Here is a 13,456-nt window from a genome sequence, read left to right as displayed (position 1 = left end):
GACTCAACAGTTAAGTGACGATAGCCTAGGAGATACACCTGTACCCATGCCGAACACAGCAGTTAAGCCCTAGAACGCCTGAAGTAGTTGGGGGTTGCCCCCTGTTAGATACGGTAGTCGCTTAGCATATTCCGCCATAGCTCAGTTGGTAGAGCGCATGACTGTTAATCATGATGTCACAGGTTCGAGCCCTGTTGGCGGAGTAAAGAGAAATCTTTAGTATATGGTCCGTTGGTCAAGGGGTTAAGACACCGCCTTTTCACGGCGGTAACACGGGTTCGAATCCCGTACGGACTATATTGGGAGGCTGCTTGAGTCTCTTTTTTTGTTTTTTGAGGTGAATGGGCTTTAATTTGGCTCCTTTTTCTTTTCTTGTTGCTTTGTCTATTCATTGTTTGTTGATATAATAGAGACATGAAAAGATTATGTGATGAATTATCGGTTTTACCAGGGATTGGTCCAAAATCGGCTGAAAAATTTTTAAAAATTAACATTCAGAATATTAATGATTTGCTGACTTACTATCCATTTAGATATGAAGATTTTGAGAGTAAGTCTATTTATGATTTGCAGGATGGTGAGAAGGCAGTGGTAGTTGGGGAGGTGGTATCTCCAGCTAATGTACAGTATTATGGTTACAAAAGAAATAGACTCCGTTTTTCAATGAAACAGGGTGAAGTTGTCTTAGCAGTTTCGTTTTTTAATCAGCCTTATTTAGCAGATAAGATTGCTTTGGGGCAGGATATTGCAGTTTGGGGAAAGTGGGATAAGGCTAAGGCAAGTTTGACAGGAATGAAAGTTTTGGCTCAAGTATCAGATGAGCTGCAGCCTGTCTATCATGTGGCGCAGGGGATTTCGCAAGTAAATTTGGTTAAGGCTATTAAAGCAGCTATTGATCAGGGATATTTGCATTTATTAGAGGAGAATTTACCATCAGTTTTACGAGAGCGCTATCGGTTAATGAATCGCCGAGAGGCGGTTTTTGCGATGCATTTTCCGACAAATTTAGAAGAGTATAGACAAGCTTTGCGACGTATGAAGTTTGAGGAATTATTTTATTTTCAATTACAGTTGCAACTGCTGAAAGCCAACAATCGTGATATTTCGAATGGTTTGAAGATTGCTTATGATGCTGATAGATTGGCTATGCAGATAAGACAATTGCCGTTTGTCTTAACGGATGCTCAGTCTGGGGCTTTGGCTGAAATACTATCAGATATGAAGTCCTATGGACACATGAATCGTTTGTTACAAGGGGATGTTGGTTCAGGGAAGACAGTAGTTGCTGGATTGGCTATGTTTGCTGCTGTGACTGCGGGGATGCAGGCTGCAATGATGGTCCCGACAGAAATTTTGGCAGAGCAACACTTTGAGAGTTTGCGCCAGCTTTTTCCAGAACTTTCTATTGCTCTTTTGACAGGGGGAATGAAGGTTGCGGAGCGTCGTGCTGCTTTAGAGGCGATTTCTAGTGGTCAGGTAGACATCATTGTAGGAACTCATGCTCTTATCCAGGAAAGTGTGACATACCATAAGCTTGGTTTGGTTGTGACGGATGAGCAACATCGTTTTGGTGTTAAACAGCGCCGTCTGTTTCGTGAGAAGGGTGATAATCCGGATGTGCTTATGATGACTGCTACACCTATTCCTCGGACGTTAGCTATTACAGCTTTTGGAGATATGGATGTATCGATTATTAATCAGTTACCTGCTGGTCGGAAGCCAATTATCACTCGCTGGGTCAAACATCAACAGCTGCCCACGGTCTTAGATTGGCTGGAGCGGGAGTTAGAAGTGGGTGCCCAGGTTTATTTTATCTCTCCGTTGATTGAAGAATCTGAGGCTCTAGATTTAAAGAATGCTGTAGATCTGCAATCTGATTTACAGGCGCATTTTGGAGAGCAAGTTACAGTGGATTTGTTACACGGTAAGATGAAAAATGACGAGAAAGATGCCATCATGCAGGCTTTTAAGGAGCGAAAAACGAATATTTTGGTTTCTACCACTGTTATTGAAGTCGGAGTCAATGTGCCCAATGCAACGGTGATGGTTATTATGGATGCAGATCGTTTTGGTTTAAGCCAATTACATCAGTTGAGAGGGCGTGTGGGACGTGGTCATAAGCAGTCTTATGCAGTGTTAGTTGCTAATCCTAGAACAGAGTCTGGTAAGGAACGCATGAAAATTATGACAGAGACGACAGATGGTTTTATTTTGGCTGAAGCTGACTTGAAAATGCGTGGGTCTGGAGAAATATTTGGAACTCGTCAATCAGGTTTGCCAGAATTTCAGGTTGCAAATATTATCGAGGACTATCCAATTTTAGAGGAAGCAAGACGAGTTGCTAGTCAGATTGTTAGTGTGGAAAATTGGCAGGAGGACCCTAATTGGTCGATTTTACTTGCTAATTTGAAAGATGGAGAGGAATTGGATTAGTCATATAAAAAAGGCCAACACACATGTGCTGGTCTTTTGACATATTGTATAGTTCGTCAGCGATTAACCTTGGATGTAATCTGCCAAGCTTTGCTCTTCCAAGCCTGCATTGAGAGCGATAAGGAGTTTGAGTCGGGCCTTTTGAGCATTCAATTCTTTAACAAATAGAATGCCGTCTTGCTCCAGTTGGATGCCACCTCCTTGGTAGGCATAGACAGGCTCAGCAATTCCGTTAAAACAGCGAGATACCAGAATAATGGGGATCTTTTGATCAAGGAGTTTCTTAATGGCTGGAAGGATGGTAGGCGGAAGATTTCCGGCGCCGAGTGCTTCAATGACTAAGCCGGAAATTGAGCTTGCAGTGAGAGAATCAAGGAGGATGGAGTCCATATCTGCATAAGCTTTTATGATTGGGACCGTTCCTGTGACTCTTGACAAGTCAAATCGAACACGTGGTTCAGCAGTTTTAAAATAGAGAATCTCTCGTTTGGTGACTAACCCCAGTGGTCCATGGGTTGGTGTTTGAAAGGTTGAGACATTGGTGGTATGCGTTTTTGTAACATATTTAGCAGCATGAATTTCATCGTTCATGACCACTAGAACACCTTTATCTGCGGATTTATCATCAGCAGCCACACGTAGGGCTGTTCGGTAGTTATAAATCCCGTCGCTACCTAGTTCATTTGAGGAACGCATGGCTCCGGTCAATACAATTGGTTTTTCTGGAATAGCCATTGTATCAAGGAAATAAGCAGTTTCTTCTAAAGTGTCTGTGCCATGTGTAATGACAAAACCATCGAAGTTCATTTGTTCTTCTTTGATTTTTTGGTATAGAGCCATCATGTGTTCTAAGCGAATGTGTGGACTTGGAACATTGAGAAAATCCAAGGATGTCACTTGAATTTCTTCTAGTGGGCTATCAATTTGGGTCATTGGATTGATTTTACTCGATGCAACTTCACCCTGATGATTGGCTTGCATAGAAATGGTTCCACCTGTATGCAATACTAGAATTTTTTTCATAAATTTTCAGTTTCTTTCAAAGTGTGATATACTAATTGTAACATAATTCTTAGAAAGTAGGTGAGTTGGTTGACGATAAAGGCTGTATTTTTCGATATTGATGGTACCTTATTGACCGACAATCGTATGGTTAGTAGTTCAACTATTCTCGCCATTAATGCTTTGAAAGAGAAGGGGATTTTAGTTGGTCTAGCTACAGGACGTGACCCTCGTTTTGTTTTGCAGTATATGGCTAGTTTAGGGCTAGATTTGGCCATTGCTTATAATGGTCAATATATTTTCTCAAGAGAAGAAGTTGTTTATAGTCAGAGTTTAGAGCCAAAGCAAATTGAACAAATTATGGAGTATGCGCAAACTCACCATAAGGATTTATCTTTTGGAACTGCTAAAGGCATATTTGGTAGTAAGATTATGAGTGCTGGAACAGGAAATTTTGCATATCGTGTGACGCGTATGATTCCGGAGTCCTGGGCTGGAATCATAAACTTTGTTTTCAATCGCTTGGTACGTTGGATTAGTCCTCAACAGAAAACGAATTTGAAGGGTTTTCTCTTTCAACCAATCTATCAGCTGATGTTGCTGACGACGGAAAGGGAGACACAATCATTGGAGGTGCTCTTTCCGAATTTGTCTTTTACGCGTTCGAGTCCCTATGCGACTGATATTATCAGTAAGGGAAATTCAAAATTATCGGGTATTGTAAAGGTTGCAGAACGATATGGTTTTGAGTTAGATGAAGTTATGGTATTCGGAGATTCTAATAATGATTTTGAAATGTTGAATGAAATTCAGCACTCGGTAGCGATGGGAAATGGGACGAAAAAGGTTAAACAAGCAGCTTCCTTTGTTACAGATACAAATAATCGTGATGGGATTTATAAGGCATTAATTCATTTTGGTGTGATTGAGGGATAAGATGTTTCAGAGCAAGGACGATAATTTTAATAGGGTAAAGGATTTTCATTTTTTAATGGATGGTGAAACCCAAGAACTTCCCAGTGTGTATGATGGACAGACGGCTTTGCATCGCGCTGGTTTTAAAGTGGAGGAGTTGGTAGAATTTCTACATGCAGCTTCAGAATCTGAAGTTGAGTTTCATGATTTTATTCAACAACTTCATCAGGATTTAGATACTGCTGCTGCTAAGGTATCTGGCAAGAGAAGTTTCGTGGTTTCGATGCAGGATCAGGTAGATGCTTTGCTGGATATTCTTTATTTTACATATGGTTCGTTTGTTTTGATGGGGGTTGATCCAGAACCAATTTTTCAGATAGTCCATACTGCAAATATGGGGAAAACATTTCCAGATGGGAAGGCCCATTTTGATCCAATTACTCATAAAATTTTAAAACCTGATGATTGGGAAGAACGGTTTGCGCCGGAGGAAAAGATTCAGGAAGAGCTGAAAAGACAGATGAAAAGACTTGATTCGTAAATCAAGTCTTTTGGTTTATAAACTTTTTTCTCCATCGCGAACAATGAGCAAATCGATAGTTGCGTGACGCATGATATATTCGGATGAGGATCCGATTAGGAGACGTTCAAAGGCATTTAGACCAGTTGCTCCAAGTAACATAAGATCTGCACCAGTTTCCTTTGGAATATCGATAGCCAGTAGGGTTTTAGGGTTACCGAATTCAATGCGAATCTGTACATCGGTCAGACCAGCGTTGAGGGCTTCTTGTTTGTATTCTTCGAGGAGGAGCTCCGCCTCTCTTTCTAAAGATTCATAGACAGAGGCGTCGAATGCAACAACATTGTGGAGAGCACGGGTATCAATCACATGGGCGATAATCAGACGTGCTTGGTTGCGTAGTGCGACATGAATGGCTTTATGAAGAGCTAATTCTGCTCCTTTAGAGCCGTCTACAGCGACGAGTATTGTTTTGTAAGATTGTGTCATAATAATCACTCCTTTCAGAAGAGCTTTGTCCCGAAATAGGTAGAGTAGTTCCTTACATTTTTATTATAAGCCTTTTGAGAGAAAATGTAAAGGATTCTTGTACTTTTTTAGCTTTTACAGTACAATAGAAAAGATAGAAAGTCGAGGTGACGACATGAAGCAATTTAACAAGTCAACAAAATTGGATGATGTAGCATATGATATTCGTGGGCCTGTTTTGGAAGAGGCCATGCGCATGCGTGCCAATGGAGAGCAGATTTTACGTTTGAATACGGGGAATCCTGCAGAATTTGGTTTTACTGCTCCAGATGAAGTTATTCGTGACTTGATTCATAACGCCCGTAAATCTGAGGGATACTCGAACAGTAAGGGAATTTTTTCTGCACGTAAGGCTATCATGCAGTATTGTCAGCTAAAGAAATTTCCAAATGTTGATATTGAAGATATTTATCTTGGAAACGGCGTGAGTGAGCTGATTGTTATGTCTATGCAAGGTTTGCTAGATAATGGTGATGAGGTGTTGGTGCCAATGCCAGACTATCCTCTCTGGACTGCTGCAGTTAGTTTGGCTGGTGGTAAAGCTGTTCACTATGTTTGTGATGAAGCAGCTGAATGGTATCCAGATTTGGCAGACATGGAGTCCAAGGTGACTTCTCGAACCAAGGCAATTGTCCTTATCAATCCAAATAATCCAACTGGTGCTCTCTATCCGAAAGAAATTTTAGAAGGAATCATTGATATTGCTCGTAGACATGAATTGATCATTTTCTCTGATGAGATTTATGATCGTATGGTCTTTGACGGAGCTGTTCATATCCCTATTGCGACACTGGCTCCAGATTTATTTGTTGTGACGATGAATGGACTGTCTAAATCGCATCGTATTTGTGGTTTCCGAGTAGGTTGGATGGTCTTATCTGGTCCGAAAAAGCATGTAAAAGGTTACATTGAAGGCTTGAATATGTTGTCCAATATGCGTTTGTGTTCAAACGTTTTGGCTCAACAGGTTGTTCAAACTTCTTTGGGAGGTTACCAATCGGTTGATGAACTCTTGATGCCTGGCGGACGCTTATATGAACAAAGGGAGTTTATTACCAAGGCGATTAATGATATTCCAGGACTTTCTGCTGTAAAACCTAAGGCTGGTCTGTATGTCTTCCCCAAAATTGATCGTGAGATGTACAGAGTTGATGATGATGAACAATTTGTATTGGATTTCCTCAAGCAAGAAAAAGTACTTTTGGTCCATGGTCGAGGTTTTAACTGGAAGGATCCAGATCATTTCCGTATTGTGTATTTACCACGTGTGGATGAGTTGGCAGAAATTCAAGAAAAAATGTCACGATTCTTGCGGCAATATCGTAGATAATGGAATTTAGGGCTGAATGTTAATCAGCCTTTTCTTTTTACTTGAATGAAATTGTTTGTATTTTTCTAACAACGGTAAATATTCTGATAATTGTTGAAATTTTATGTATTTTTTGCTATACTGAAAGCAATTACAGAGTAAAGAGGAAAATATGACAACATTATTAGAGAAGACACGGAATATTACTTCTATTTTGAAGCGTTCCGAAGAGCAATTGGCAGAAGAATTGCCTTACAATGCCATTGCTGAGCATTTATCAGCTATTATTGACTGCAACTCGTGCATCATTAATAGTGAAGGTGAGGTTTTGGGATACCACATGAACTATGAGACGAACAATGATCGTGTGGAAGAATTTTTCCAAAATAAACAATTCCCAGAAGGATATGTAAAAGCAGTTGCGCAGGTTTACGATACGCAGGTTAATTTGCCTGTCGAGAGCGAGTTGACTGCCATCCCTGTCGAATCACGTTCGACCTATCCAAATGGTCTGACAACGATAGCGCCTATCCATGTGACGGGGATTCGTTTTGGTTCGCTTATTATTTGGCGGAATGATGAGCAGTTTCACGATGATGATTTGATTTTGGTGGAGATTGCGGCAACAGTAGTCGGTATTCAGTTACTTAATTTCCAACGGGAAGAAGACGAGAAGAATATCCGTCGTCGTGCGGCAGTTAATATGGCGGTAAATACGCTATCTTACTCAGAAATGAAGGCAGTTGCTGCTATTTTGGGTGAATTGGATGGCAATGAGGGGCAATTGACTGCTTCTGTGATTGCAGATCGTATCGGTATTACACGCTCGGTGATTGTGAATGCACTGCGTAAGTTGGAGAGTGCAGGGATTATTGAAAGTCGTTCTTTGGGAATGAAGGGGACTTATTTGAAAGTTCTCATCCCAGCTATTTTTGATGAAATTAAGAAACGTGACTACTAAAATGACAAAAGCATTGATTTCGATTGATTATACAATAGATTTTGTGGCAGACGAAGGGAAGTTGACTGCTGGAAAATCAGCTCAGGCTATTTCTGAACGAATTGCTCAGGTTACGCAAGAAGCTTTTGAAAATGGAGACTACATTTTCTTTGCGATTGATGGTCATGAGGAGGGGGATGAATTTCATCCTGAAGCTCAGCTTTTCCCAAGTCATAATATCATTGGGACGCAAGGGCGTGACTTGTATGGTCCTTTAGCAGATTTTTATCAAAAACATAAAGGGCATGCGCGTGTTCGTTGGATGGATAAACGTCATTATTCTACTTTTTCTGGTACGGATTTGGATGTTCGACTAAGAGAACGTGGTGTAGATACGGTTGTCTTGACGGGTGTTTTGTCTGATATTTGTGTTCTTCATACAGCTATTGATGCTTATAATAAGGGGTATCGTATTGAGGTGATCTCATCAGCCATTGCTGCATTGACGGAGGAGAATCATCAGTTTGCTCTTAACCATTTGCGTCATGTACTTGGTGCGACAATCATTGACTAATAGTATAGTGACCAGTCTGTGGACTGGTTTTTTGTTTTTCTCCAACAGGAATCTGTATCATCAACACTCTTCGAAAATCAAACTCAGACCTTGTTGACTTAGCTTGATGAACTTCAGTTCCATCTACATCTGCGTCGCCAGTCTGATTCTGATATAGTCATTTAGTTTTTCTTTTATTACTTCGTTAACTCGCTTTGCCGTACTCCAGTACTGTCTGCAGCTCGTTGCCTAATACTAAAAGTAAACTAAAAGACTATAAAAGAAGCGGTGTGATTGACCATGATAAATTTATCAAAATGCTTTACATAGGTGATTACTTGGTGTATAATATAGTCTGTGTGTAATGGACGCACAAAAATACAGTTTATCCGCTGGGTTTAAAAGCACCTAAGATTGACAAAGATAGGAGAATAAAATGAATCCATTGATCCAAAGTTTGACAGAAGGTCAACTTCGTACTGACATCCCTTCATTCCGTCCTGGTGACACTGTGCGTGTTCACGCTAAGGTTGTCGAAGGTAACCGCGAACGTATCCAGATTTTCGAGGGTGTTGTTATCTCTCGTAAAGGTCAAGGCATCTCAGAAATGTACACTGTACGTAAAATCTCTGGTGGTGTAGGTGTTGAACGTACATTCCCAATCCACACTCCACGTGTTGATAAGATTGAAGTAGTACGTTACGGTAAAGTACGTCGTGCTAAATTGTACTACCTACGTGCATTGCAAGGTAAAGCAGCACGTATCAAAGAAATCCGTCGTTAAGATAGTCCTACAGACTATTTTGGTCGGAGAAATGGGAGGCAGCGAAAGCTGTCTCTTTTTTTAAAAAAATCTGTTGAAAAAGTACTTTATTGTGAAAGCAGTGGCAAAATGGATTGTTTTTGTGTCTCTTCCATGAAATAATATGTTATACTATATATTATTGTAGCTAGTATAGAGGAGGTTGCGGATGAGCGAACAGTTTATTCCATCTGTTTTATCAGATTTACGGCAGGATATTGTTCAGATGCCAGAAGTTATCAAGGAATGTAGTGGAATTCGTATTTATGGTCGTCGTATTCGTTCAGTCTTATTTACAACGGATGTGTCGATTATTGCCAATCACAATGCAGATGCTATTTTGGCTGTTTATCCATTTACGCCCAGTCCAGCTATTATCAAAAGTATTATGTTGGTTGCGTCAGTTCCAGTCTTGGCTGGTGTTGGTGGAGGCTTGACGACAGGTATGCGTTCAGCTAATATGAGTCTATTGTCTGAGTCGGAGGGAGCATACGCTGTTGTGATCAATGGACCAACGGATGTAAAAACAATTGAGGCAATCAATAAAGTAGTAGATATTCCTATCATTTATACAGTTGTTTCTGAAAAGTCTGATTTAACCTCACGGATTAAAGCAGGAGTAGATATTTTAAATGTTTCTTGCGGTATTGAAACGCCAAGGGTTGTGAAGAAGATTCGAGAAGCTTTCCCTGACTTTCCAATTATTGCGACTGGTGGTCCGACTGAGGAGTCTATTCGTCGGGTTATCGAAGCTGGAGCCAATGCTGTCTCCTATACAGCACCAAGTAATGGAGAGCTTTTTAAAGGGAAAATGGAAAAATACCGCAAACATGCAAAGGATTAGTTCATAAAAAGATAGGCTAAGCAAACAGTAAGTTTTATTGCTAGATGAAACTTGCTGTTTTTTATCGTTTTACGGTGTGAGATTAGGAATACTTCGCAATTTAAAGAACGGATTTTTAGGAGGAAATAGGTAACATATTAGGTCATTTCTACCTTTGTCTGGGGCTGGAAATATGATATAATGAGAAGATAGATTTCCATTAGGAGGAAAGTAAGAATGAAGATTTCTGAAGCTGAAGTCCGTCACGTTGCCAAGCTGTCTAAGCTGGAATTTTCGGATCAAGAAACAGCGGAATTTGCGACAAGTTTGAGCAAGATTGTCGATATGGTTGAATTGCTCAATGAAGTAGATACGACAGGTGTTGCGGTAACGACCACTATGGCTGACCGTAAGAATGTCTTGCGAGCAGATATTGCCCAAAAAGGTGAGAGCCGTGAGGAGCTCTTTAAAAATGTGCCTGAATCACAAGATAACTTTATCAAGGTACCAGCTATTCTAGACGGGGGAGGAGATGCCTAATGACTTTTAACAATAAAACTATTGATGAATTGCATGACCTCCTTGTCAAAAAGGAGATTTCTGCGGTTGAGTTGACCAAGGCAACTTTGGAAGACATTAAGAGCCGTGAGGGAGCTGTGGATGCTTTCTTGACTATCACAGAAGATGCGGCCTTGGCGCAGGCTGCTGCCCTTGATGAAAAAGGGATTGATGCGGACAATGTTATGGCAGGGATTCCTTTGGCAGTCAAGGACAATATCTCTACCAAAGGTATTTTGACAACTGCTGCTTCAAAAATGCTCTATAACTACGAGCCGATTTTCGATGCGACATCGGTTGCTCAGGCCTATGCAAAGGATATGATTGTTGTTGGTAAGACCAACATGGATGAGTTTGCAATGGGTGGTTCTAATGAGAACTCTGCCTTCAAACCGACTAAAAATGCTTGGGACCAGACAAAAGTTCCTGGTGGTTCTTCAGGTGGTTCGGCAGCTGCGGTTGCTGCTGGTCAGGTCCGTTTGTCACTCGGTTCTGACACAGGTGGTTCCATCCGCCAGCCTGCGGCCTTTAATGGTATCGTTGGTATGAAACCGACCTATGGAACGGTGTCCCGTTTTGGTTTGATTGCCTTTGGTTCATCTCTTGACCAGATTGGTCCATTTTCACAGACGGTTAAGGAAAATGCCCAGTTGCTCAATGTCATCTCTGGTCATGATGTTAAGGATGCAACATCAACGATCAATGAAATTGCTGACTTCACTAGCAAGATTGGTCAAGACATCAAGGGGATGAAGATTGCTCTGCCAAAAGAATACATGGGCGAAGGGATTGATCCGCAGGTCAAGGAAACCATTCTCAAGGCTGCTAAGCACTTGGAAAGCCTGGGAGCGATTATCGAGGAAGTTAGCCTGCCACATTCTAAGTATGGGGTTGCTGTTTACTACATTATTGCTTCGTCAGAGGCTTCTTCTAACTTGCAACGTTTTGACGGTATCCGTTATGGTTTCCGTGCAGAAGATGCGACCAACTTGGATGAGATTTACGTGAAAACCCGTAGCCAAGGTTTTGGTGAGGAAGTCAAACGTCGTATTATGTTAGGTACATTTAGCTTGTCATCAGGTTACTACGATGCCTACTTCAAGAAGGCTGGTCAGGTGCGGACCTTGATTATCCAGGATTTTGAAAAAGTCTTTGCGGACTATGATTTGATTTTAGGTCCGACAGCTCCGATAGTTGCCTTTGGTTTGGACACGCTCAACCATGACCCTGTGGCTATGTACTTGGCGGACTTGTTAACAATTCCTGTAAACTTGGCAGGTCTTCCTGGTCTTTCTATTCCTGCTGGTTTTGTGGAAGGTTTGCCAGTTGGTTTGCAGTTGATTGGTCCAAAATATTCAGAAGAGACCATTTACCAAGTGGCTGCTGCCTTTGAAGCGACAACAGACTACCACAAGCAACAACCAGTGATTTTTGGAGGTGCTAACTAATGAACTTTGAAACGATTATTGGTCTAGAAGTCCATGTGGAGTTGAATACCAACTCGAAAATTTTCTCACCTTCATCTGCTCATTTTGGTGAGGATCCAAATGCTAATACCAACGTGATTGACTGGTCTTTCCCAGGTGTCCTTCCTGTCCTTAATAAGGGCGTTGTGGATGCTGGTATCAAGGCTGCCTTGGCCTTGAACATGGACATTCACAAGGATATGCACTTTGACCGTAAGAACTATTTCTATCCTGATAACCCTAAAGCCTATCAGATTTCCCAGTTTGACGAGCCGATTGGCTACAATGGTTGGATTGAGATTGAGCTAGAAGACGGTACGACTAAGAAAATTCGTATCGAGCGTGCGCATTTGGAAGAGGATGCAGGTAAGAATACCCACGGGACAGATGGTTATTCTTATGTGGACCTCAACCGTCAGGGTGTTCCTTTGATTGAGATTGTATCAGAAGCGGATATGCGTTCTCCTGAAGAGGCCTATGCCTACTTGACAGCCCTTAAAGAAATCATTCAGTACACTGGTATTTCAGATGTGAAGATGGAAGAAGGTTCTATGCGCGTGGATGCCAACATCTCACTTCGTCCCTATGGTCAAGAGAAATTTGGTACCAAGACTGAGTTGAAAAACCTTAACTCCTTCAACTATGTTCGCAAGGGCTTGCAGCACGAGGTTGAACGTCAGGCGAAGATCTTGCGTTCAGGTGGTCAAATCCAGCAGGAAACTCGTCGTTACGATGAATCTACTGGTGAAACCATTCTCATGCGTGTCAAGGAAGGTTCAGCTGACTACCGTTACTTCCCAGAGCCAGACCTACCACTCTATGAGATTGATGATAGCTGGATTGAGGAAGTGCGTGCAGAATTGCCAGTCTTTCCAAAAGCTCGCCGTGCTCACTATGTGGAAAACTTGGGCTTGACCGCCTACGATGCCGGTCAGTTGACATCTACTAAGGCTCTGTCTGACTTCTTTGAAGCAGCAGTGGCAGCAGGTGGAGATGCGAAACAAGTTTCTAACTGGTTGCAGGGTGAAGTGGCTCAGTTCCTCAATGCTGAAGGTAAGACTATTGAGCAAATTGCTTTGACACCGGAAAACTTGGTGGAGATGATTGCCTTGATTGCGGATGGTACTATTTCATCTAAGATTGCCAAGAAAGTCTTTGTTCACCTGGCCAAAGAAGGTGGCTCTGCTAAGGCTTATGTGGAGAAAGCTGGCTTGGTACAGATTTCAGACCCTGCGGTCTTGATTCCGATTATCCACCAAGTCTTTGCGGATAATGAAGCAGCCGTAGCTGACTTCAAGTCTGGCAAACGCAATGCCGATAAGGCCTTTACAGGCTTCTTGATGAAAGCAACCAAGGGACAAGCTAATCCACAAGTTGCACAACAACTCTTGGCTCAGGAATTGGCTAAGTTGTTGGATTAATACTCTTCGAAAATCAAACTCAAACCTTGTTGAATTGATTTGATGAGTGTAAAGCTCCAGTGGAGCTTTACAGCCTACTACTTGAAAATGCGAAAGTAGTAGAGTTCTATCTGCTTAGGAGAGAACCGAAGACGTTCGCTCTATCTCCGAACCTTTGGAGCTAGTTTGATTTTCATTATGAATAGG

At 41.6% G+C, this 13,456-nt stretch carries 11 protein-coding genes, 2 tRNA genes, 1 rRNA gene and 1 pseudogene; 13 read left to right on the top strand and 2 right to left on the bottom strand.

Annotation, left to right across the window (positions count from 1 at the left end):
* The first annotated feature begins 10 nt into the window (after nt 1–10).
* The 4 genes from rrf to recG all read left to right on the top strand — a co-directional run bounded on the left by rrf (nt 11) and on the right by recG (nt 2,433).
* A 5S ribosomal RNA gene (gene rrf, locus K5Q22_RS07940) occupies nt 11–126 on the top strand.
* A gap of 4 nt (nt 127–130) precedes the next feature.
* Nucleotides 131–203, top strand: a tRNA-Asn gene (locus tag K5Q22_RS07935).
* A 22-nt stretch (nt 204–225) separates the two neighbouring features.
* A tRNA-Glu gene (locus K5Q22_RS07930) sits at nt 226–297 on the top strand.
* A 117-nt stretch (nt 298–414) separates the two neighbouring features.
* Nucleotides 415–2,433 (top strand): ATP-dependent DNA helicase RecG, encoded by a 2,019-nt coding sequence (gene recG / locus K5Q22_RS07925; protein WP_205014308.1) that lies wholly within the window; start codon nt 415–417, stop codon nt 2,431–2,433.
* A 63-nt stretch (nt 2,434–2,496) separates the two neighbouring features.
* Here recG and K5Q22_RS07920 read toward each other — a convergent pair whose 3' ends face one another.
* A complete protein-coding gene (locus K5Q22_RS07920) occupies nt 2,497–3,456 on the bottom strand; it encodes an asparaginase (RefSeq protein WP_029186851.1) in 960 nt (319 codons plus the stop codon).
* Between the two features lie 69 nt (nt 3,457–3,525).
* Here K5Q22_RS07920 and K5Q22_RS09810 point away from each other — a divergent pair.
* Nucleotides 3,526–4,891: pseudogene (locus K5Q22_RS09810) on the top strand (Cof-type HAD-IIB family hydrolase).
* 15 nt (nt 4,892–4,906) lie between these two features.
* On the opposite strand, the gene K5Q22_RS07905 reads toward K5Q22_RS09810, so the two are convergent.
* Nucleotides 4,907–5,359: a universal stress protein gene (locus tag K5Q22_RS07905; RefSeq protein ID WP_004195772.1), complete on the bottom strand. Its 453-nt coding sequence runs from the start codon at nt 5,357–5,359 to the stop codon at nt 4,907–4,909.
* Nucleotides 5,360–5,513: 154 nt separating this feature from the next.
* Between K5Q22_RS07905 and K5Q22_RS07900 the strand changes: the two genes are divergently transcribed.
* The 8 genes from K5Q22_RS07900 to gatB all read left to right on the top strand — a co-directional run bounded on the left by K5Q22_RS07900 (nt 5,514) and on the right by gatB (nt 13,270).
* Entirely contained in the window at nt 5,514–6,728 is a 1,215-nt protein-coding gene (locus K5Q22_RS07900) for a pyridoxal phosphate-dependent aminotransferase (RefSeq protein WP_014735452.1), read from the top strand.
* Nucleotides 6,729–6,879: 151 nt separating this feature from the next.
* A complete protein-coding gene (gene codY, locus K5Q22_RS07895) occupies nt 6,880–7,668 on the top strand; it encodes a GTP-sensing pleiotropic transcriptional regulator CodY (RefSeq protein WP_023369388.1) in 789 nt (262 codons plus the stop codon).
* A gap of 1 nt (nt 7,669) precedes the next feature.
* Entirely contained in the window at nt 7,670–8,221 is a 552-nt protein-coding gene (locus K5Q22_RS07890) for a cysteine hydrolase family protein (RefSeq protein ID WP_024384121.1), read from the top strand.
* 415 nt (nt 8,222–8,636) lie between these two features.
* Nucleotides 8,637–8,984: a 50S ribosomal protein L19 gene (gene rplS / locus K5Q22_RS07885; RefSeq protein WP_011921928.1), complete on the top strand. Its 348-nt coding sequence runs from the start codon at nt 8,637–8,639 to the stop codon at nt 8,982–8,984.
* Between the two features lie 187 nt (nt 8,985–9,171).
* Entirely contained in the window at nt 9,172–9,846 is a 675-nt protein-coding gene (locus K5Q22_RS07880) for a hydrolase (RefSeq protein ID WP_205014317.1), read from the top strand.
* Between the two features lie 216 nt (nt 9,847–10,062).
* A complete protein-coding gene (gene gatC / locus K5Q22_RS07875; protein WP_011921930.1) occupies nt 10,063–10,365 on the top strand; it encodes an Asp-tRNA(Asn)/Glu-tRNA(Gln) amidotransferase subunit GatC in 303 nt (100 codons plus the stop codon).
* Nucleotides 10,365–11,831, top strand: coding sequence for an Asp-tRNA(Asn)/Glu-tRNA(Gln) amidotransferase subunit GatA (gene gatA, locus K5Q22_RS07870; RefSeq protein WP_205014319.1), 1,467 nt, complete (start codon nt 10,365–10,367; stop codon nt 11,829–11,831). Before gatC ends, gatA begins: the two co-directional genes overlap by 1 nt.
* Nucleotides 11,831–13,270, top strand: a complete 1,440-nt coding sequence (gene gatB / locus K5Q22_RS07865) for an Asp-tRNA(Asn)/Glu-tRNA(Gln) amidotransferase subunit GatB (RefSeq protein WP_105105198.1) — start codon at nt 11,831–11,833, stop codon at nt 13,268–13,270. Before gatA ends, gatB begins: the two co-directional genes overlap by 1 nt.
* Nucleotides 13,271–13,456: the final 186 nt, after the last annotated feature.

It is taken from the genome of Streptococcus sp. 2018162 (genome assembly GCF_019754175.1).
Classification (GTDB): Bacteria; Bacillota; Bacilli; order Lactobacillales; family Streptococcaceae; genus Streptococcus; species Streptococcus hashimotonensis.
The sequence above is the reverse complement of the archived record's forward strand: the minus strand, read 5'-3'. Positions and strand labels throughout refer to the sequence as shown.

Coding starts and splice junctions, on each gene's coding strand:
- recG (WP_205014308.1), top strand. CDS start 415: ATGAAAAGATTATGTGATGAATTATCGGTTTTACCAGGGATTGGTCCA.
- K5Q22_RS07920 (WP_029186851.1), bottom strand. CDS start 3,456: ATGAAAAAAATTCTAGTATTGCATACAGGTGGAACCATTTCTATGCAA.
- K5Q22_RS07905 (WP_004195772.1), bottom strand. CDS start 5,359: ATGACACAATCTTACAAAACAATACTCGTCGCTGTAGACGGCTCTAAA.
- K5Q22_RS07900 (WP_014735452.1), top strand. CDS start 5,514: ATGAAGCAATTTAACAAGTCAACAAAATTGGATGATGTAGCATATGAT.
- codY (WP_023369388.1), top strand. CDS start 6,880: ATGACAACATTATTAGAGAAGACACGGAATATTACTTCTATTTTGAAG.
- K5Q22_RS07890 (WP_024384121.1), top strand. CDS start 7,670: ATGACAAAAGCATTGATTTCGATTGATTATACAATAGATTTTGTGGCA.
- rplS (WP_011921928.1), top strand. CDS start 8,637: ATGAATCCATTGATCCAAAGTTTGACAGAAGGTCAACTTCGTACTGAC.
- K5Q22_RS07880 (WP_205014317.1), top strand. CDS start 9,172: ATGAGCGAACAGTTTATTCCATCTGTTTTATCAGATTTACGGCAGGAT.
- gatC (WP_011921930.1), top strand. CDS start 10,063: ATGAAGATTTCTGAAGCTGAAGTCCGTCACGTTGCCAAGCTGTCTAAG.
- gatA (WP_205014319.1), top strand. CDS start 10,365: ATGACTTTTAACAATAAAACTATTGATGAATTGCATGACCTCCTTGTC.
- gatB (WP_105105198.1), top strand. CDS start 11,831: ATGAACTTTGAAACGATTATTGGTCTAGAAGTCCATGTGGAGTTGAAT.